The 21,834-nt window shown below is 34.3% G+C and carries 13 protein-coding genes and 1 riboswitch; of the genes, 11 read left to right on the top strand and 2 right to left on the bottom strand.

The annotated features are described in order from the left end of the window. Positions 1–148: 148 nt before the first annotated feature. The 10 genes from CBF37_RS05110 to CBF37_RS05070 all read left to right on the top strand — a co-directional run bounded on the left by CBF37_RS05110 (position 149) and on the right by CBF37_RS05070 (position 17,046). Positions 149–2,839: a GH25 family lysozyme gene (locus CBF37_RS05110; protein ID WP_125983669.1), complete on the top strand. Its 2,691-nt coding sequence runs from the start codon at positions 149–151 to the stop codon at positions 2,837–2,839. Between the two features lie 231 nt (positions 2,840–3,070). Beyond that, entirely contained in the window at positions 3,071–4,399 is a 1,329-nt protein-coding gene (locus tag CBF37_RS05105) for an APC family permease (RefSeq protein WP_165866643.1), read from the top strand. After that, positions 4,400–4,525: a formate--tetrahydrofolate ligase gene (locus tag CBF37_RS11850; protein WP_165866642.1), complete on the top strand. Its 126-nt coding sequence runs from the start codon at positions 4,400–4,402 to the stop codon at positions 4,523–4,525. A gap of 74 nt (positions 4,526–4,599) precedes the next feature. Continuing rightward, positions 4,600–5,886, top strand: a complete 1,287-nt coding sequence (hisS, locus tag CBF37_RS05100) for a histidine--tRNA ligase (RefSeq protein ID WP_125983668.1) — start codon at positions 4,600–4,602, stop codon at positions 5,884–5,886. Positions 5,887–6,452: 566 nt separating this feature from the next. Further along, positions 6,453–7,577 (top strand): tRNA 2-thiouridine(34) synthase MnmA, encoded by a 1,125-nt coding sequence (mnmA, locus tag CBF37_RS05095; protein ID WP_125983667.1) that lies wholly within the window; start codon positions 6,453–6,455, stop codon positions 7,575–7,577. Between the two features lie 52 nt (positions 7,578–7,629). Next, a riboswitch (M-box (ykoK) riboswitch) is annotated at positions 7,630–7,799 on the top strand. 264 nt (positions 7,800–8,063) lie between these two features. Next, the gene (mgtA, locus tag CBF37_RS05090; RefSeq protein WP_125983666.1) at positions 8,064–10,703 is read left to right on the top strand and encodes a magnesium-translocating P-type ATPase; all 2,640 of its coding nucleotides are present in this window, start codon (positions 8,064–8,066) and stop codon (positions 10,701–10,703) included. A 128-nt stretch (positions 10,704–10,831) separates the two neighbouring features. Next, positions 10,832–11,191 carry a DUF1033 family protein gene (locus CBF37_RS05085; protein ID WP_125983665.1) on the top strand — a complete coding sequence of 120 codons (360 nt, stop codon included), beginning with the start codon at positions 10,832–10,834 and terminating at the stop codon, positions 11,189–11,191. After that, positions 11,139–13,226: a DNA topoisomerase 3 gene (locus CBF37_RS05080; protein WP_125983664.1), complete on the top strand. Its 2,088-nt coding sequence runs from the start codon at positions 11,139–11,141 to the stop codon at positions 13,224–13,226. The genes CBF37_RS05085 and CBF37_RS05080 overlap by 53 nt, the downstream gene beginning before the upstream one ends. Before the next feature lie 67 nt (positions 13,227–13,293). Further along, entirely contained in the window at positions 13,294–14,670 is a 1,377-nt protein-coding gene (locus tag CBF37_RS05075; RefSeq protein WP_125983663.1) for an aldehyde dehydrogenase family protein, read from the top strand. Positions 14,671–14,721: 51 nt separating this feature from the next. Then, positions 14,722–17,046 carry a DNA translocase FtsK gene (locus CBF37_RS05070; protein ID WP_125983662.1) on the top strand — a complete coding sequence of 775 codons (2,325 nt, stop codon included), beginning with the start codon at positions 14,722–14,724 and terminating at the stop codon, positions 17,044–17,046. A gap of 35 nt (positions 17,047–17,081) precedes the next feature. Here CBF37_RS05070 and CBF37_RS05065 read toward each other — a convergent pair whose 3' ends face one another. Next, on the bottom strand, positions 17,082–19,199 hold the full coding sequence (locus CBF37_RS05065; protein WP_165866641.1) for a cation:proton antiporter: 2,118 nt from the start codon (positions 19,197–19,199) through the stop codon (positions 17,082–17,084). A gap of 451 nt (positions 19,200–19,650) precedes the next feature. Between CBF37_RS05065 and CBF37_RS05060 the strand changes: the two genes are divergently transcribed. After that, positions 19,651–20,817 carry a cation:proton antiporter gene (locus tag CBF37_RS05060; RefSeq protein ID WP_125983660.1) on the top strand — a complete coding sequence of 389 codons (1,167 nt, stop codon included), beginning with the start codon at positions 19,651–19,653 and terminating at the stop codon, positions 20,815–20,817. Between the two features lie 62 nt (positions 20,818–20,879). Here the strand turns inward: CBF37_RS05060 and proC are convergent, their stop codons facing one another. Beyond that, positions 20,880–21,665, bottom strand: coding sequence for a pyrroline-5-carboxylate reductase (proC, locus tag CBF37_RS05055; RefSeq protein WP_125983659.1), 786 nt, complete (start codon positions 21,663–21,665; stop codon positions 20,880–20,882). Between the last annotated feature and the right edge of the window lie 169 nt (positions 21,666–21,834).

The raw sequence follows: 21,834 nt of genomic DNA, 5'->3' as shown, positions 1-21,834 counted from the left end.
ACAAAATATTATCAATTGAGACAATAACAATAAAAAAACTATATTATGATTAATAAATATGATAAAATATTAGTTATGTTTAATAAACACTAATATTTTAAACGGTTGTTATGAAATTAATAAATTAAAGTAAGGAGAGTTTGATTGAGTGAAAAGTAATGGGAAAAAATTGTATCTATATAGTGCTATTTTAGGAGTGCTTTTAGTTGGACAGTCTGCATTTGCTGAAGGATCTGAACAAGGTATTTCAGAAAAAAATACGATGACAACGACATCTGCTGATATACGAATTCAAGATTCATCCAACGCCACTGATTTACAAGACAATTTGCAAACATCAAATAGTGAAACAGATACATCGGAGTCAACTGAGGAAACTAAAGAACCAGAATATGATTTTGGCTTGCCATCTGGCAGAAGCAATCTGGTTTCTGGAGCAATGCTATTTTCAGATACACGAGGATTATCACGAATTTCAATTAATGATAAAAACCATCCTGCCGCCAACTTCATTGATATTTCTTCTCATAATGGAAATATAAGTGTTGCCGATTATCAAAAAATGAGTAGTTATGGCGTAACAGGTGTCGTAGTTAAAATATCTGAAGCGACAAATTATACAAATCCGTATGCTGCAAACCAAATTAACAACGCTAAGGCAGCGGGCATGAAAGTGTCGGCATATCACTATAGCTGGTTTACGACAGCAGCGCAAGCAAGAGAGGAAGCTAGATACTTCGCATCATTTGTTGAAAAATTAGGTTTATCTAAAGATACGGTTATGGTTAATGATATTGAAGAACAGCAAATTAAAGATAGTAAATATCATACTCAAAATTCACAAGCCTTTACACAAGAATTAAATCAGCGGGGTTATCGCAATGTGACTCATTATGTCGGATTACATTGGATTAATGAAGGTCGAATTAATACAAGCGCTTTACAAAATAAGAATATCTGGGTTGCGGCATATCCGTATAACCCTTCAGGCCAAATGTATACACAATATGGAGCTTGGCAATGGACATCGTCAATGACCTTCCCAGGAATTAGTGGTACATTTGATATGTCAAGTGATTATACTGGTACTTATAGTAATCCTAGCAATGGAAACGGACAGGAAATGGATTATAAGGATAATGTCATCAGTCAAAGAAATATGAGCCAAATTAGATACGTAAATACTAACGGTGGCGCTATTTATTCACGACCATATCAAAAAGGTGACGGAGCTGTTGATTACACATCTGGTTTGCTGAATACAGACGTAACAGTGACAAAGGAAGTTGTAAATGGTCATGGAACATGGCAGCAATTTACTTATACAAAAAATGGTCAAAATCGCACTGGCTGGATACAAGCTCGTGAGTTTAAAGATATTTTAAAAAAAGAAAAATACAACAATCGAAAAGTTTTAGATAAAAATTTTGCTGTTCTCTATGATCAGCCTTACTATCCTGGAGTTAAAAGCTTGTTGGACATAAGAAATCAACGGGGTATGCAAGTATCAATCTCCGAAAAAGCAAGGACTGGTTACGGTGAATGGTATAAAGTTTCTTATACACTAAATGGGATGAATCAGTCAGGTTGGATGAAGTCAACTGATTTTACTGACACATTACCTGCAAAACCTATTAATAAGAATATTACAGTTAATCGTAATAATGGATTAATCTATAATGAAGCATATCGTGGAGATTTAACTCGTATTGTCGGTAATACATCAGGTATGCTTGGCAAAGAAATTAAAGTAACGGAAGAGCAACAAACAAGCTATGGTTTATGGTATAAGACATCGTTTACACAAAACGGGCGTCAAGTATCTGGTTGGATTAAATCAACAGATACTGATGACTACCGCGGTTACCAAAAAGTAAATGAAGAATTTTATGTTAATAAAGATTATGGTTTAATTTATGAGTCGCCATATACAAGCAATAAAGTTCAAGCTATCGGTAATTTAAATGGCAAACTGAACCAATTTTTCCAAGCAACTGTTAAAGTGACCACAGATTATGGTGAATGGTATAAGATATCATTTAAAAATGCTGCAAATCAAGATGTAATAGGCTGGATAAAATCAGTTGATCTTAATAAAAATCTTACTATTAGAAAAAATAATTTCAAGGCATCGTTTAATAAAAATTACGGTATTGTTTACGATTCGCCTTATGTAAATGACAGCAAAACAAAAGAAGTTGGCAGATTAAATGGTCGCCAAGGTAATACGATTACAGTTACTGAAGAGGCTAAAACACCAGCTGGATTATGGTATCATACCCGTATAGCTATTAACGGTGTTGAAAAAAAGGTTTGGGCTAGTGCTAATGATGTGTCTCATTTTTATAATTATCAGTCTTTAGAAACTAAACGTGCTATTAACAAAAATTATGGAGCTGTTTATGATCGTCCGTATGACGGTGATCAAACGCAGTTAATTAATAATTTAAATGGTAAGAAAGATCATATAATCGACATTGATGCTTCAGCAGAAACATCATACGGAACTTGGTATCGTGCGATAATTAATAATAATAGCAAACGGACTATCGGTTGGGTGAAGTCGATAGATTTAATAGATGAAAAAACAAATCAAAGAACTTTAAATCAAAAAGCCCAAGTAACACAAGAATATGGGATTCTTTATAACGATGCATATGTAGGACCACGTCAAACGAAACAAATAGGTCGTACGAAACCTTTTTACAAAGAAGAAATTACTCTGCTGGAACAAGTTACGACTGCTTATGGTACATGGTACCGTTTTGAAGGTAGATTAGGTAATTCTGATAAAATGCAAAATCTATGGATTAAGTCAGTTGATCTCAGACTAAGTTGATAAAAGAATTATATTTTTTTCTGATTCATTATTAACATACATTTTAGAAGAGTTATGAACAAGTACAGATTTATCTTTTGATTAATTTCTTGTAAATAATTTATTTGGTTTTTGAAAATATTGTTATTACCGTGATTTCGTTTAATAAGAAATTTAAGTTTGTATGTATTTTCAAAAGTATTTTTATTTTCTGAAAGATAAAGTATACTGAACTAAAAAGGTGGAGATATATTGGAAGAAAAACAATTGAAAAGGGATATTACAATGTTTGGCGCTTTTTCAACAGTAATGGGTACTGTCATCGGAGCAGGCGTATTTTTTAAGGCAGCGACTGTAACTGAAGTTGCAGGTTCTCCGAAAATTTCACTTTTAGCATGGCTAATTGGCGGTATACTAACCATTTGTGCAGGATTAACAAGTGCAGAATTAGCGACGGCAATCCCTAAAACAGGTGGAGCAATTAAATATATTGAGTACACTTATGGGAAGTTACCAGGATTTTTACTCGGTTGGGCACAAACAGTTATTTATTTTCCGGCAAATATTGCAGCTTTATCTATTATTTTTAGTTTACAATTTATTCATTTATTTCAATTAGATGAAAATTTATTGATTCCAATTGCTGTTTTGGTTGGAACATCAGTGACTGTGATTAATTTACTTGGTGCAAAAGTGGCATCAAAATTTCAGTCTATTTCTTTAGTCATGAAGTTGGTGCCAATCGGTCTTATCATTATTTTTGGACTTGTCAATGGAACAAATGATATTTTGTCAGTGTCACATTCTGTTAGAAATGATTCATCTAATTTTTTGTCACTTTTAGCACCGGCACTTTTTGCGACACTTTTTGCTTATGATGGTTGGTTAGGTGTTGGTGCCATGGCAGGTGAAATGCAACGACCTGATAAAATGCTACCAAAAGCTATTTTTTTAGGCTTGAGTTTTATTACTCTTGTGTACGTATTGATAAACGCAGCATTTTTACATGTGCTACCTTTTGAAGCAATTGTTGGTAATAAAAATGCTGCCTCTGATGTTGCTAAAGTTTTGTTTGGTGGTGTTGGTGGTAAACTTGTAACAATCGGTATTCTTATTTCTGTGTACGGAGCACTAAATGGTTATACGATGACTGGTATCAGAGTTCCGTTCGCTTTAGCTGAGGAAGGACAACTGCCTGGCAGCAAATATTTAAAAAGATTATCTAAAAATGCTAAGATACCCTATGTCTCAGCATTGCTACAATTAGTTATTTCAATTTTAATGATGTTTTTAGGTACGTTTGATTTACTAACTGATATGTTGGTATTTGTTATGTGGCTTTTTAGTATTTTGATTTTTGTTGCTGTTTTCGTCTTGAGAAAGCGTGAGCCTGAGTTGAAGAGACCGTACCGTGTACCCTTATATCCTTGGATTCCATTAATTGCTATTTTGGGCGGTTTGTTTATCTTAGTAACGACTGTTTTAACCCAATTTTCTTTAGCGATTACTGGAATAATTCTAACATTAATCGGTATCCCAATTTTTTATTTAACAACATATTTTTCAAAAGGGAGCGACTAAGTGTCGTTCTCTTTTTTTATTAGTACAGAATATAGTAATTTGTTAAATAAAGCTATTATTCCATACGGTAGGTATAAAGAAAAAATTGATATTGATGTTACTGGTAGCATTCAAAAATTATTTTAATTATTTGTATCATCTGATTGCTAATATAGTGTGATATAATTAGAAAAAGAATGCAATTTTAAGGAGTGTGGAAAATGAAATATCAAAAGCCAAAAGGAACAAATGACATACTACCAGGTAATGTAGAAAAATGGCAGTATGTTGAAAATACAGCACGTGAGGTATTCAGGTTGTATGATTTTCATGAATTAAGAACTCCGATGTTTGAACACATTGAAGTTATTTCTAGGGCAGTGGGCGACACTACAGACATCGTTACTAAGGAAATGTATGATTTTCATGATAAAGGAGATCGTCATATCACGTTACGACCTGAGGGAACAGCACCTTTAGTACGTTCATATGTGGAAAATAAACTATTTGGTCCGGAACATCAAAATCCATTTAAGGCGTTTTATATAGGCCCAATGTTTAGATATGAACGTCCTCAGTCGGGAAGAATGCGTCAGTTTCATCAAATCGGTATGGAAGTTTTAGGTAGTCGAAATCCAGCAACTGATGTTGAGTGTATTCTTTTGGCATTAGATTTCTATAAAAGATTAGGTGTCACTCATACCAAGTTAGTAATAAATTCCTTGGGCAATCGCGAATCGCGCATGGTATATCGTCAAGCGTTAATTGATTATCTTGAACCATTAAGCGACCAATTAAGTGAAGACTCTAAAAATCGTTTACATAATAATCCATTGCGTGTCTTAGACAGTAAGGATGAAAAGGATAAAGAAATTGTAGCAAAAGCACCCTCTATATTAGATTTTCTTGATGAAGATTCTGCACAATTTTTTAATTCTGTCAAAAAATTATTAGACGATACAAACGTTGATTATGTTATTGATCATCGTATGGTTCGTGGTTTAGACTATTATAATCATACAGTTTTTGAAATTATGAGTGAAGCACCAGGATTTAATGGTGCAATTACAACTATTTGTGCCGGCGGACGATATGATGGACTGGTCAAAGAATTTAATGGTCCTGATAGCCATGATGCTGGCTTTGGATTTGCATTAGGGCTTGAACGAGCGCTGATTACTATGGAGGCTGAGGGAATCACAATTGATACAACTCCTTCTGTAGATGTTTATGTGGTTGGTTTAGGTGATGAAGTGTCAGCAGAATCATTAAAACTGGTTCAAGCAGCTAGAGCGGCTGGCTTTGTATCAGAACGAGACTATATGAATCGTAAAGTTAAAACTCAATTTAAAACAGCAGATAAGTTGAATGCAAAATGGGTTTTAATTATGGGTGACAATGAACTTGCCGAAAAATCAGTTAAAATTAAAACAATGGCGACCGGCGTCGAACGATTAGTTCCATTGACGGATATATATCAAGATTTCAATAAAGAATTAAATAAATAATATAAAAAAACAGTAGTAACTATCTTGGTAGTTGCTACTGTTTTTATTAGTTGCATTCTTTTAAATAAGAAAAATATTTTTACTATTACAGTGTTGTTGTTTACTGTTCATAAAATAAAAGAACGAACTAGAAATAAGGGGCTTTTTGGGGAAGGGGATGCCCACTACATTTGTAGTTCGTCTAAAGATATTATAACAATCTCTCTGCAATTATACAACACTTTTTATGTATTTATTAAATAAGTGTCGATATAATCAGTTTTCTGATTACGTATTTAAGTGTTTTTATTGAAAACGTTCAAAAGAATTTTTATATAAACAATCTCTTTAAAATTCAAAGTATATGTTTTAAATTTAAAACTATGTGAAATTGATAATTAATATTTTGATATCAACAATTGCTTTCTTTCAAAAATGTCATTTGGAATCTTTTGTTAAATTTATTTTTCTTAGTTAAAAAGCATGCATTTTTTGTTTAAACATACTATAATATGCGAGACTGAAAAATTACGACCTTCAAATCGTAAAAGATATGTCAAAATCTATAAGAAATGATGGTGAAGTAAATGACAAACAATAGTAAAACTCGTGTTGTTGTCGGAATGAGCGGCGGTGTAGATTCTTCTGTAACGGCCTTGCTTTTAAAAGAACAGGGATATGATGTTGTTGGTGTTTTTATGAAGAATTGGGATGACACAGATGAAAACGGTGTTTGTACAGCGACTGAAGATTACAAAGATGTAGCAAAGGTCGCCAATCAAATTGGAATACCGTATTATTCAGTGAATTTTGAAAAGGAGTATTGGGATAGAGTATTTCAATATTTTTTAGATGAATATACTAGAGGACGTACACCTAATCCTGATGTGATGTGTAATAAAGAAATTAAATTTAAAGCCTTTTTGGATTATGCACTGCAATTAGGTGCGAATTACGTTGCCACTGGCCATTATGCTCGTGTAACTAGAGATGAAAATGGTGTGTCACATATGCTTAGAGGTTTTGATAATAATAAAGACCAAACGTATTTTTTAAGCCAATTATCGCAAGAACAGCTTGCAAAAACGATGTTTCCTTTGGGACATTTAGAAAAGAAAGAAGTACGTGCGATTGCTGAACGTGCCGGTTTAGCAACAGCAAAGAAAAAAGATTCAACAGGTGTCTGCTTTATCGGTGAAAAAAATTTTAAAGAGTTCTTAGGTAAGTATTTGCCAGCCCAACCAGGCAAAATGGTTACTTTAGATGGGGTTGTTAAAGGTGAACACAGCGGATTAATGTATTATACTATTGGACAACGTCAAGGATTAGGTATCGGTGGTGGAAAGGGTGAAGAGGCTTTGCCTTGGTTTGTTGTTGGTAAAGATTTAGTAACAAACACTCTTTACGTCGGTCAAGGATTTCACCATGAACATTTATACTCTGACTACTTGGAAGCAAGCGACATTCATTTTACAACTCATCAAGAAATGCCGAAAGAGTTCAAGTGTACAGCAAAATTTAGATATCGTCAAAAGGACACGGGTGTTACTGTAAAATTGATTGGTCAAAATCAAGCACAAGTTATTTTTGATGAACCAGTACGTGCAATTACACCAGGTCAAGCTGTTGTCTTTTACAATGGTGAAGAGTGTCTTGGCGGTGGAATGATTGATCGCGCGTTTAAACATGCTGAGGAACTACAATATGTATAATTTTTAAAAAGGTTGACTTTTTTTAAAACTACGTTATAGTTAAATATGTAATTAAATAGATTGTTAGGTGAGGCTCCTATACAAACATAGGCTACTGCCCAAAAATGTCGAGAGACGCCAATGGGTATAACAGGAATTGTCGGAATAAGGCTTTTCATAAGGTAGCTAAAGCATCAGCTTTTACGTTGTATAGTGCTAAAACTCAACGAATAAATCAAAACATAACCGTATGTACTTATTTAGTCATGTTTTTAACCCTTCGTCGAGTTTTATGGCGGAGGGTTTTTCGCATTTTTAACGATTTAAAACGAAGAAAAGTCATGGGAGGCGATTTGATGGAAGATAGTGAACCGCAGATATGTAAGTCAATAACGTTATGTGTGGTATGCAGATATCTAACTATTTAGCTCATATAAAAAGCTATCGCTCATTCTGTTTTATTGACTGTTTCATCCATAAAAAAAAGGTAAATAGGAGAAAACAGAAATGACTAATAACAAAAAAACGTACGAGTATTTTGCATCAGCTGGTACTCAAGAAATATTTGAAAATTATTCAAGCTCTAATCAAGGTTTAACAACAGAAGAAGCAGAAACACTTCGTGAAAAATTTGGAGATAACCGCATTTCACATGGAAAGAGGACTCCTTTAATTGTTGAAGTATTAAAAGCATATTTTACACCATTTACGGTTGTTTTGATTACACTTGCTATTATTTCGTTTTTTACGGATTATTTATTGGTTCCTGTTGCAGATCGTGATTTAACAGGTGTTATTATTATTGTTACGATGGTTGTGCTTAGTGGAACAATGACATTGATTCAATCAGTTCGTTCCAATAAAGCAACAGAAAAGCTTGAAAATCTAGTGAAAATTACAGCTAATGTACTTAGAAATGGAAAAGCACAAGAAATGCCAATTGAAAATCTGGTTTGCGGAGATGTTATTAAATTAGCCGCTGGGGACATGATTCCTGCCGATATACGTTTATATCAAACAAAAGATTTATTTATTTCCCAAGCTGCGATGACTGGCGAAAGCTATCCGGTTGAGAAAAAGGCGAATTATCAAGTAGAACCGAATACAGCAGATACTGATTTGGAAAATATTGCTTATATGGGAAGCAACGTTATCAGTGGTAGTGCTGAAGGTGTCATTATTGCAACGGGCAATAAAACATTATTCGGTCAAATTGCTAAAGATGTATCAGAAAAAAAGACTATTACGAGTTTTGATATTGGCATCAGCAAAACTTCTTGGTTGTTGATTCGTTTTATGTTGGTTATGGCTCCAACTGTTTTTCTAATCAATGGTTTAACAAAGGGCGATTGGTTAGAAGCGTTCCTCTTTGGGTTGTCAGTTGCAGTAGGTTTGACACCAGAAATGCTGCCAATGATAGTAACCACCAATTTAGTCAAAGGTGCTTCAGCGATGGCTAAAAAAGGAACAATTATTAAAAATTTAAATTCCATTCAAAATTTTGGTGCAATTGACATTCTTTGTACTGATAAAACAGGCACGCTGACACAAGATAAGATTATTTTGGAATATCATTTAGATGTTAATGGTAAGGAGGATACTCGTGTTCTTCGACATGCTTTCTTTAATAGTTATTTTCAAACAGGTCTAAAAAATCTGATGGACGTGGCAATTATTGATGCTGCTGAAAAAGAACTAAATATTAATTCTGAAGATTATACTAAGGTTGATGAAATACCTTTTGATTTTCAAAGACGTCGGATGAGTGTTGTTATCGAAGATAGAACAGGCAAACGTCAAATGATAACTAAGGGTGCAGTTGAAGAAATGTTGGAAATATCAACTTATGTTGATTACCAAGGTGAAGTAATTGAATTAACTGAAAAATTACGCCAAATGATTTTAAAAACAGTTGATGATCTAAATGAAGATGGTTTACGAGTTATTGCAGTTTCTCAAAAGACAAATCCATCCGTTGTTGATGAGTTTTCGACTAAAGATGAGAGTAATATGGTGTTGATTGGGTATTTGGCATTTTTAGATCCACCAAAAGAAACAACCAAGGAAGCACTTGAAGCACTTAAACAGCATGGTGTGAGTGTAAAAGTTTTGACTGGTGACAATGCGCTTGTTACAAAATCGGTCTGCAAACAAGTCGGTTTAGAAAATGAAGACTTGATCGTTGGAAGTACACTTGATCATATCACCGATGCTGAATTGCAGCTAATTGCTAAAGAACATAATGTGTTTGTAAAGCTTAACCCATCACAAAAAACTCGTTTAGTTAGGGTGTTGCGTGAGGCAGGACATACAGTTGGATTTCTAGGTGATGGCATTAATGATGCACCAGCAATGAAAGAAGCTGATGTTGGTATTTCAGTAGATACGGCTGTTGATATTGCAAAAGAATCGGCTGATGTTATCTTATTGGATAAAGATTTGATGATTTTAGAACGAGGAATTTTAGCCGGACGGACAACATTTGGAAATATCATGAAATATGTTAAAATGACTGCAAGTTCAAACTTCGGTAATATGTTCTCTGTTGTAATTGCGAGTATATTCTTACCATTTATTCCAATGTTCCCTATACAATTGCTCTTTCTGAATCTGATATATGATATTTCTTGTATGTCGATTCCTTGGGATAAGATGGACGAAGAGTATTTGAAAACACCAAAAGAATGGAAAGCTTCCAGCATTGGTTCTTTCATGAAGTGGTTTGGTCCAACAAGCTCGGTATTCGATATTACCACATACGCAGTGATGTATTTTATCATTTGTCCAGCCGTAGCAGGTGGAGCGTACCATACACTTAATGCAGAACAGCAGATTTTATTTATAGCGGTATTTCATGCAGGCTGGTTTGTAGAATCATTGTGGACGCAGACTATTGTAATTTATGCATTGCGAACACCTAAATTGCCGTTTATTCAAAGTAATCCGTCATTTATTTTAGCTACAATTACATCTTTAGGAATTGCCGTTGGAACCGTTCTGCCGTTCACACAGTTTGGACGTGACTTAGATTTAGTCGGGCTGCCTAGTGATTATTGGATTTGGCTAGCTGTTACAATCGTGGCTTATTTAATACTAGTTATGTTTGTTAAAAAGATTTACGTCCGTAAATTTGGTGAATTATTATAAAAATACAGAAACAGGCATTTGCTTGTTTCTTTTTTATGTTTTAAGATAGATGAGACAAAATAGTTGTCAGAAGGCAACTATTTTAATACGCTATAAGCATTAAATGAATATGAAAAGGATGTTTTTTTATGTATCAAGTATTAACTACTTTTAGTGAAAATGAGCCATGGTGGTTTTTTGAAGATTGGCAACAAGATATAAAAAGTGAACAGACATTTGATACATTATCAGAAGCCTATGCATATTTTGATGAAGTTTGCGAAGTCTATACTCAGAAGTACTCTCATTATCGTGGGAAAACTGATTATCTGATGGCGTATTGGAACGAAAACGAACTCATTTATTGTGAGGACTGCGATGAAGATTTGCAGGCATTTCATGGAGTAATGCTCGTTGAAAACTACCAAAAAATTAGTACTGGAGAAAATAAAGAGAATGAAACAGCTAATTATCGCAGAAAAGCCAAGTGTTGCCAAAGACATAGCTAAAGTTTTAGGCGCTAATAAATCTACAAAAAGTTACATTGAAGGAAAAGATGTCATTGTGACGTGGGCATTGGGACATTTATTGACGTTGAAAATGCCCGAAGATTACAATAAAGATTGGGCAGAATGGTCCGATAAAACATTACCGATGATCCCTAAACGTGTTGGCATCAAACCATTGCCTAAGACAAGACATCAATTGAAAGCAATTAGTCAACTTGCGAACCGCAAAGATATTAAAGAGGCTGTCATTGCTACTGATGCTGGACGAGAAGGTGAATTGGTCGCTCGGTGGATTTTAGAATACGTCAAGTTCAGGAAACCCGTTAAGAGATTATGGATATCTTCTCAAACAAACAAGGCTATTAAGCAGGGCTTTAATTCCTTAAAGTCCAGTAAAGAATATGATGATTTATACTATTCGGCATTAGCAAGAGCAGAGGCTGATTGGTTAATTGGTCTAAATGTTACCCGTGCGTTAACGGTTAAATATCAAGATAATTTATCAGCTGGTCGGGTACAAACTCCAACTTTGGCAATGGTTAGAGAACAAGAAAAAAAAATAGAAACTTTTAAACCAGAAAAATATTACACATTAGATTTAATGTATCATCAATTAAAGGCACGGTTAAATTTAAAAAACCCACGCGAGTTTAAACAGCGAGATGTATTAGAAAAATTAGTGGGTCAGTTATCTGATGATATTTTAAGGGTAAGCGGCGTACATGTTAAAGAAAAAAAAGAGTTTGCTCCACTACCTTACGATTTGACTGAGATGCAACGGGAAGCAAATCAACGGTATCAATTTTCAGCAAAAAAAACATTATCAATTATCCAACGTCTCTATGAGTATCATAAAATTGTTACTTATCCACGAACGGATTCAAAATATTTAACAACTGATATGAAAGCGACCATGAAAGATAGGCTACATGCTGTAGTCGGAATGGATAATGCTAGAGTGAAAGCCATTTTAAAAGATGGTGGACATGTTTTACAGACCAAAGTCTTTCAGAATACTAAAGTAACTGATCATCATGGGTTGATTCCAACTGAACAAACACCAAAATTAGAAAAATTGGATAATGATGAGGTAAAAATTTATCGTTTAATTGTTGAACGTTTTTTAGGATTATTTGAGAAGCCGTTTATTTCAAGTAATCAAATGATAAAAGTAATAGCTGAAAAACAAAAGAGCGAGTTTATTTTTAAACAAGTAAAAATCTTGCAAACTGGTTGGAAAAAAAATCAAGCTGAATCAGCTGAATCAGTAGTTTTTAAAATTGGACAAACAATAAAAGGGCAGTTTCTGATTAATCAAGAAATGACAACACCACCGAGTCCTTTAAATGAAGCGTCGCTTTTAGGCGGTATGGAGAAGCATGGATTGGGTACACCGGCAACCCGTGCAGAGATGATTGAGAAGTTGATAAATTCCGGTTTGATGGAGCGCTCAAAAAATAGTTTAAGTGTCACCCCTAAAGGCAAGCAGCTACTTCAATTAGTTAACCCGTCATTGGTGACACCTAAATTGACAGCTGAATGGGAAAAATCGCTTGAAAAAATCGCAGACGGCAAATTAACAGAACAGACTTTTATAAGAAGTATCGAGCAAGAGGCAGATCGACTGGTTAAAGAAATTAAACGAAGTGATACGAAATATGTGGATCACGCTATAACTGCTAAAAAATGTCCCGAATGTGGTAGTTTCTTAAAGGAAAAAAATACTAGGGACGGAAAAATTTATGTTTGTTCAAATGAAACGTGTCACTATAAACGACGCAAAGATCCTAAAGTATCTAACCATCGCTGTCCACAGTGTAAGAAAAAAATGGAAATATTAGAAAATAAAAATGGCTCATACTTTAAGTGCAAATCGTGCAATATTACTGAAAAAATGACGCGTACATCTGGAAAAAATAAGAAAATGACAAAACATGAAGAAAGAAAATTAATGAAGAAATATAATCAAGATGCTGAATCTGCGATTGAAAGCCCATTAGCTTTGGCACTAAAACAAGCGATGAAAGAAAAATAATGGTAAACTAGAGCTATGAAATAAAATTCATAGCTCTTGTTATGTTGCTCGGGAGGAATTAAGTGATATGTACAAATCAATCGTTAGACATCAGAGAGATTATTTTCGAACGGGACAAACATTGTCATTGGTTTTTCGAAAAAATCAATTAATAAAATTGAAGAGACAGCTTCAAAATTATGAGGCTGAGTTGTTAATTGCCTTAAAAAAAGATCTGCATAAATCTGAAACAGAAGCATATTTAAGTGAAATTGGAATTTTGTATAGGCATTTGGATCAAATGATTAAAAACCTTAAAAAATGGACATCTCCTAAAAAAGTAGGTACTCCCTTTTTTTTACAACCTGCTAAAAGTGAAATACTGCGGGAGCCATACGGAGTCAGCTTAATTATCGGTCCGTTTAATTATCCGGTTTTACTTGTTTTTGATCCTCTGATTGGGGCAATTGCAACTGGTAACACTGCAGTTATTGGCTTGTCGTCATCGGTTCCTCATACAAATCGTGTGATTCAAGAAATGTTGGGTGAGACATTTGAAAAGAAATATGTTGTTTCCTATATTTCTGATAAAGTATCTAATGAACAAATATTGAATGAAGTTTTTGATAAAATATTTTTTACAGGGAGTGAAAAAGTAGGCAAAATATTTGCTAAACAGGCAGCGGAGAACATGACTCCAATTACGTTGGAACTAGGTGGAAAAAGTCCGGCAATTGTAACAAAATATTCAGATATTGAACTTGCTGCACAACGATTAGTATGGGGTAAATTTTTAAATGCCGGACAAACGTGTGTTGCTCCGGATTATTGTTTAGTAGATAATCAAGTCAAAGGTCAGTTTTTAGAAGAAATTAGAAACGTAATTGTAAAACAATTTGGTGAGACTCCTGAGAGTAGTCGGGATTTTGGTCGATTAGTATCAGAAGCGTCCCTTAAAAGGTTAGTGAAAATATTGGAGGCAGATCAAGATTATATATGGTTGGGTGGGCAATACGGCTTGGCTGACCGATTTCTAGAACCCACTGTTATTATTGGCGATAGTGCTGATGAGCTGCAATGTATGAGTGAGGAATTGTTCGGCCCGATATTACCTGTGCTAGGATATGATAAATTAGCAGAGGCAGTCAATTTTGTGCGAAAAAAACCGCAGCCTCTAGCTTTTTATCCGTTTTCTAATAATAAAAAAGAAATCAACTGGTTGATAAAACAGATAAGTTGTGGAGGAATTACTGTCAATGACACAATCCTGCATCTAGCGAATGACAATTTGCCTTTTGGAGGTATTGGTCATTCTGGTATGGGAACATATCACGGTTATGACAGCGTCGAAGCATTTAGTCATAAAAAATCTGTATTGCGTCGGTCGCAGCTAGTTAATCTGCCACTTAATTTTCCACCCTATACAGAAAGTAAAAATAAATTAATTCGTTTATTTTTACGATGATGGATCCTTTTTATTGTATAATGATAGCAAATCACGTCAAGGAGTAATGAAATGGTTAAAAAAAAGCAAACAAAGAAAACTGTTAAAAAACCAACAGCAAAACAAAAAGCACAAAAAGATCGGACCACATATTTTATTATTGGCATTGTTTTTATCTTGTTTGGACTTCTCGGTTCATTCAAATTAGGATTTTTGGGTGTCTTAATGGCTAATGTTTTTCGCTTATTAGTTGGTAATAGTTACATGGTTATGGCTATATTTCTAATCTTTTATGGAGCATTGCTGATGTTTTTGGGGAAAGACCCTAAGTTTAAGCGAGCATCTGTCTGGATAGGAGGCCTGATTTTTTATTTAGGTATATTATTGTTTTTAGAAATCGGTTTGTTTAAACAAATAAATCATGACACACCAATTTTTACACAAACATGGAGTAAGATTTATGCTGATTTACGTGTTAACGATATTACGCAATCAGTCGGCGGCGGAGTAATTGGTGCGGGTATTTACTCTGTCACATATTTTTTAGTTTCAAAATTGGGTTCATATATTATTTCCATCGGGGCGATGATAATAGGGGTACTCTTATTTTTAAATATCGGAATCAACGATGTGGCAAATAAAGTTCGTGAATTTGGTGGAAAATCAGCAGGGAATATCAAAGAAAAGTCAGACAAATTTGTGGAAGAAAAAAAAAAACTGAGTGAAGAGAAAAAAAAAAGGAAACTTTTAGAGAAATCAAAAAATAGTGTCGTTGATAAAAAACCAGAAGCTCAAACGATACAAGAAAAATCTGATATTCTAGTACAGCCGGAGCAAACCGAGTTGTTTGCGAAACCGACGCCAGCACCTGTACAATCCAAAGAAGAACCAGATGATAGTAGTCCCTTAGATTGGGATGTGCCATTAGCCGAAGGTGACAACCCGGACTACCGTTTACCGACTATCTCGCTGTTGACAAAAGTTGCAGCAACGGACCAGAGTCATGAGTTACAAGTCGTGAAGCATAACACACAAGTCTTAGAGCGAACTTTTGACAGTTTTGGAGTTGATGCAAAAGTGACTAATTACAGCTTGGGTCCCTCAGTGACGAAGTTTGAGGTACAACCTGCTATTGGCGTCAAAGTAAGCAAGATTGTTGGTTTAACTGATGATATTGCGTTAGCTTTAGCTGCTAAAGATATTCGAATGGAAGCACCAATTCCTGGTAAATCAGTTATTGGTATTGAAGTGCCAAATCAAACAACCAGTATGGTTTCTTTCAGAGAAGTGATGGAGTCTTCTCCATTACATCCGGATAAACTATTAGAAGTCCCGCTCGGAAGAAGTATCTCGGGCGATATCGTTTCTGCTGATTTGACGAAAATGCCTCATTTGTTAATTGCCGGATCGACTGGTAGTGGAAAGTCAGTTTGTATTAATGGAATTATTTCCAGTATTTTAATGAAAGCAAAACCAAATCAAGTTAAATTAATGATGATTGACCCAAAGATGGTTGAATTGAATGTGTATAATGGGATTCCGCATTTATTAACACCCGTAGTTACTAATCCAAGGAAAGCAGCTCAAGCACTGCAGAAGGTTGTTGAAGAGATGGAGAAGAGGTATGAGCTGTTTGCTGGTTACGGTGTTCGAAATATTAATGGATATAACGAAATGGTTCAAAAGCATAATCAAGAAACTGGTGAAATCAAAACTTTCCTGCCATATATCGTCGTAATTGTCGATGAATTAGCTGATTTAATGATGGTTGCCAGCAATGAAGTAGAAGATGCTATTATTCGTTTGGCACAAATGGCTCGAGCAGCGGGCATTCATATGATACTCGCAACACAACGCCCAAGTGTGGATGTTATTACTGGAATTATCAAAGCTAATGTTCCGTCGAGAATTGCTTTTGCGGTATCCAGCGGAACAGATTCAAGAACGATTATTGATAGTAATGGTGCAGAGAAGCTTTTAGGTCGCGGAGATATGTTGTTTGTACCGATGGGTGAAAATAAACCAATTCGTGTTCAAGGTGCGTTTATCTCAGATGGTGAAGTTGAGAATATCGTGGATTTTGTTCAAACACAACAAGGTGCTAACTATGTCGAGAGCATGATGCCGTCAGAAGAAAGTACTTCTGGGACTAAGGGTAGTGAATCTGAAGATGATTACTACAAGGATGCTAAGGCATTAGTCATTGATATGCAAACAGCTAGTGTCTCATTGTTACAGCGTCGATTTAAGATAGGTTACAATCGAGCCGCTCGTCTAGTTGACGAACTTGAGGCGAATGGTATTGTAGGGCCATCAGAAGGAAGTAAGCCAAGGAAAGTACTTGTTCAATCTCAAGAAGAATTAATTCCTGCCTATGATGAAAATCAGGAAGACTAAAAAAGAGATATTCCGTTTTGGGAATATCTTTTTTTTTAGTCTTCCAAGTTTCCTTGTAAAAATGTTGTTTCATTATAATTAACTGTTTGTCGTAATTGGCTAGCTAAAACGGTAGAAATACGTCCTTTTTCTAGTAATTTTTGAATAACTGCTCGTTCTGCATCTAATGTTTTTAGATAAAATTCACGATGGAGCAGCTGATAATCACTGTGATTGTCACTTTGAACATAGTTAATTCGTTCAATTTTATATTGATACTCTAATGAGATTTGATTAATAATACTCATCTTCAATTGGTAGTTTTCGTCACTAAGCGGAATATTATCGCACTCATCCTGTAATGCTGCTACAGCCCGTTCAGCGCTTGTTTTTTCTAATAGAAAAATTTCCTGTTTTCGGTCCTTTTCAGAAAATTTTTGTTTAAGAATGTTGTGGAAAATAATACGTTTAGTAATTCGTTTTGTCCTATATACAGCTTGCTTGAAAACAATTCTTATATTTGTAGAATGGGATTTTTTCTTATATGTCAGCATTTTTAAGTAATTTTTAATTAGTTGATTACTGACAGCGTTCATCTTGTCTAACTCAAGAACAGCTTGAAATTCGGCGTTAACAGCAATTTTTAAATAATTTACTTCAATATCATGATAATAGTCATTCGATGTTTTCTCATTCGTTAAATAGAGATATTTTAATTGTTTATCTAAATCATCTAAAAGTTCGGTTACCACAAAATGATTGTCATCATTTCTTTCACTTTCAAGAACTTTGATAGCTCGTTTAGTCATGAGTGTTTTTGCTTCAATTTCAGTTAAGTTTTCTAATTGATTTTCAGCGACATCCAGGACAGATTGGACGGTATTATCATCAGTAGAGTTATTATCAACATGTGCTAGAATCAGGCGTTTTTTTCCTTTTGTCATAATAGGAAGGGTAATCATTGCACCTAACAAACTGGTTACAATAACACCTCCAGCGAGAAAGATAATTAAATATCTTTCTTTGAATAAGTCGCCATTTGGTAAATAAAATGGAATAGATAAGACCATTACCATAGTGATAGCACCTCTTACACCTGTTAATCCAGTTAACAGAGCTGTTTTAAATTTAGGTTTTGATAAATCATGTTTTCTGACCTTAATATAGTTGTACCACATGTATCCATAAGACCAGAAAGTCCGAATCAGCAGTAAAATCAACCAAATAATAATGACGTATAAAATTAAATTGTAGTTATTAACAGCGGGATTAATAATTGCAGAGTGCATGGCTTTGGGTAATGTTGATCCTAAAATTAAGAAAATGACGCCATTTAATAAGTAGATAATTATATCCCACAAGTTGGATGTAACTAGTTGAATTTCAGATAACTGGCTGCGATAAAGTGGCTCTTGTTGAATTGACATCACACCTGAAACAACGACAGCAATAACACCAGAAGCATGAACTGATTCTGCCGCGATAAAAATGATAAAAGGTGTCAAAATTTGGAGTGACGTGTGCAGGATTGTGTCTTGAATTCCTTGACGTAGTAGAGTGCCTTCGATAACGTACATTATTTTTGAGCCAACTATACCGACAATAACTGCAGCAATACAAAGATAAAGAAAATCGGTTGTCGCAGTTCGTAAAGAAAACTGACCGGTCAAAAATGCTGCTAATGCGTATTTGAAAACAATCAGACCACTGGCATCATTAATTAGACTTTCACCATTAACTAAGTTTAACAACCGTTTTGGTAATTTAACTTGTTCTGCTATCCCTTGTACAGCTACAGGGTCCGTCGGTGATAAAACAGCTGCAAGGGCAAATGCCAGTGATAAAGAAACCGGTGGGATTAATAAGTGGATAAGCACTCCTCCAAGTAGTGTGGTAAGCAGGACTAGCCAAATAGCGTTGGCAAAAATCGGTGCTCGCAATTCCCATAAATCTTTTTTCGGGAAATGTTTAGCATCACTGTATAAAAGTGGTGCGATAAAAAGCAACATAAACCAATCAGTTTCTAAATGAATATTAACATCTAGGAAAATAGCAGCTACAATACCTAAAGCAATTTGGATAATAGCTGTTGGGATGACGACAAGATAGTGACTAATTATGTTAGAGACAACGACTAAAATAATTAGCAAGATTATAGATTCTAATAGTGCCATAAATACCTCCATTTCTTTTCTTCTTTATTATAACGTGAAAACAGTTTTAATTCATAAAATTAGTTCATTTTTCGTGAAAATTGAATTTTTTTTTTTGTTTTTTAATTATCTATGTTCGACTAGTTTAGATAATTAAAAAAAAACGTGTTTTGTAGTTTGATAGTCTTATTTATAAAAAATGAGTTATAAATATACTTTAAATAACATTAAAAACATAAAAATAACAATGATTATTATTTTTTGAAAAATTTAAAATAATGTTTAAAATCCTTTACTTATATAGTTTGTTATATATAAAAAAATAGGTTAATTGAAAATTGTAATTATAATAAATATCATATAAAATAAAAGGTAGAAGTGTAGGAAATCTAAGTAAGGGGGGGTGTTTTCGTTATCTAATCGAAATGTTGTATGTAGTTATAGATAACCGAATATATGAAGGGACGTTTTTATGGATATTTTATTAACTTTAGCTTTGATTATTTTATTTACAAAGGTCGCCGATAGTGTTGCTTTAAAATTGGGTTTGCCATCAGTTGTCGGTAGCTTGATTATGGGTATTATTATCGGTCCCTCTGTTTTAAATATTATTCAAAATGATTTTTCAATTGAATTATTATCACATTTGGGCGTGATATTGTTGATGTTTATTGCCGGTGTCGAAAGTGATCTAACTATTTTAAAAAAACACTTTAAACCTTCTTTGATTACTGGATTATTGGGCGTATTAGTGCCCTTTATTACTTTTTTTATTACGTCTCATTTCTTTGGTTACGCGACGGAGACCTCGTTGTTTATTGGTCTGATTTTTGGGGCAACGTCATTAAGTATCACTATACAAGTATTAAAAGAATTAAATTTTATGCAGACTAAAGAAGGATCGGTAATTATAGGTGCTGCTATTTTAGATGACATCATTGTTGTCATCTTATTAAATATGATTTTAAACTTGGTTAATCCTGAAACAACAACAGCCGACATCATTCCGTTCTTGCTTAAAAATGTTGTGTTTTTCGTACTTATCATTTTATTCGGTAAGTTTCTTATGCCGAGACTGGTTAAACTTTTAAATTATGTAAGTGTACCTGAAAAAAATGTGGCATTTTCATTGATTCTTGTTTTCTTCTTAAGTTATTTTGCCCAGTTTATTGGTATGTCTGATATTATAGGTGCATTCTTTGCGGGTATTTTAATATCACAGACACCTTTTGCAGAGTATGTTGAACGCAAGGTGACGAGTATCACATTAGCGATGTTTGCGCCTGTCTTTTTTGTTAGCATTGGATTAAATTTAATCTTAGATGGTCTTGAATCAAGTATATTACTGATTATTGTCTTTAGTATATTAGCCGTTTTATCAAAGTATATCGGTGGGTTTATTGGCGGAAAATTAGATGATTTTGATAACAGCAGCAGTTCGATTATTGGGGCTAGTCTTGTTTCTCGAGGTGAAATGGCACTGATTTTAATTGCTTTAGGTTTGGAGGATAAATTTATTGACCAAACTATGTATGCTGCGTTAGTTTTAGTTATTATTCTTACAACTATTATTGCCCCGATTTTGTTGAAACATGCAATATCAAAACACCAATTAAAAAAAGATAGTATACAAGAATAACCATTCATAATATAGGCAGGCAGCAATTTATTTGCTGTCTGCCTATTTATGTATAAAATTGTTTAATCAGTTTTCATTATAGTATCGATAGCATCAATTGCTGCAAAACGGAAGCCGTTTTTTTCTAAAGCTGTCACACCTTTAATTGTAGTTCCTCCAGGCGAAGTGACTTGATCTTTTAGTTCACCAGGATGTTTACTAGTAGCTATCATTAATTCTGCGGTACTGCTGACCATTCTTGCTGTAACTTCATAAGCCGTCTTGCGATCCATTCCATGAAGAACAGCACCGTCAGCGAGGGCTTCCATAAAAACATCTACAAAAGCGGGTCCACAGCCAGCTAACGTACCAAAAATACCCAGTAGATCTTCGTTAGTTTCAATCGTTTTTCCTAGATAATTAAAACTCATATCGATAAGGTTTCTTGCATTATCAACTAGTTGATTTTGATAAGAGATACCGATTGTTCCTTTGTTGATTTGCACTGGTGTATTCGGTATTGCATGAGCCAAGGGATAATCTGGACCGAGGACAACGGACATTTCTGCAAGAGTTACACCAGCAGATATCGAAACTATTGGGATTTGTTTTTCTTTAACAATCGGTAATAAATCGGTAATAACTGTCATGACAATTGAAGGGTTGACTGCAATATAAATAATATCGCAGCGCAAAAAGTCTTTAATACTATCCGTCAATGTAAATCCTAATTTTTTCTGAAGTTCATTTGCCGTTTTATGGCTGCCGCCTTTCACGACAATATCACTTGGGTCAAATTGTTTTGAGTTAATCCATCCTTTAATCATTGCGCCGCCCATGTGACCGGCACCAAAAATACCAATTTTCATAATTAATATCCCTGCTTTCAATTTAGTTATTATGATTGTATCGCTATTTAATGTAAAAGTCACATGAGAGAGGGAACATCTTTTTTCTGATTTGATCATGAATCTATGAAGTTTACTGATCTATTAAAAAATTAAAATGTAAAATAACCTTGATTTATTTAAGATATAG

The organism is Vagococcus vulneris, from assembly GCF_003950515.1.
GTDB classification, from domain to species: Bacteria; Bacillota; Bacilli; order Lactobacillales; family Vagococcaceae; genus Vagococcus; species Vagococcus vulneris.
Note: the sequence above shows the minus strand (reverse complement) of the source record. Positions and strands in the feature narration are given on the sequence as shown.

Excerpts from the sequence above, each read along its gene's own strand:
- mgtA (WP_125983666.1), top strand. The coding sequence starts at position 8,064 with ATGACTAATAACAAAAAAACGTACGAGTATTTTGCATCAGCTGGTACT.
- CBF37_RS05080 (WP_125983664.1), top strand. The coding sequence starts at position 11,139 with ATGAAACAGCTAATTATCGCAGAAAAGCCAAGTGTTGCCAAAGACATA.
- hisS (WP_125983668.1), top strand. The coding sequence starts at position 4,600 with ATGAAATATCAAAAGCCAAAAGGAACAAATGACATACTACCAGGTAAT.
- CBF37_RS05065 (WP_165866641.1), bottom strand. The coding sequence starts at position 19,199 with ATGGCACTATTAGAATCTATAATCTTGCTAATTATTTTAGTCGTTGTC.
- CBF37_RS05075 (WP_125983663.1), top strand. The coding sequence starts at position 13,294 with ATGTACAAATCAATCGTTAGACATCAGAGAGATTATTTTCGAACGGGA.
- CBF37_RS05070 (WP_125983662.1), top strand. The coding sequence starts at position 14,722 with ATGGTTAAAAAAAAGCAAACAAAGAAAACTGTTAAAAAACCAACAGCA.
- CBF37_RS05060 (WP_125983660.1), top strand. The coding sequence starts at position 19,651 with ATGGATATTTTATTAACTTTAGCTTTGATTATTTTATTTACAAAGGTC.
- CBF37_RS05085 (WP_125983665.1), top strand. The coding sequence starts at position 10,832 with ATGTATCAAGTATTAACTACTTTTAGTGAAAATGAGCCATGGTGGTTT.
- proC (WP_125983659.1), bottom strand. The coding sequence starts at position 21,665 with ATGAAAATTGGTATTTTTGGTGCCGGTCACATGGGCGGCGCAATGATT.
- mnmA (WP_125983667.1), top strand. The coding sequence starts at position 6,453 with ATGACAAACAATAGTAAAACTCGTGTTGTTGTCGGAATGAGCGGCGGT.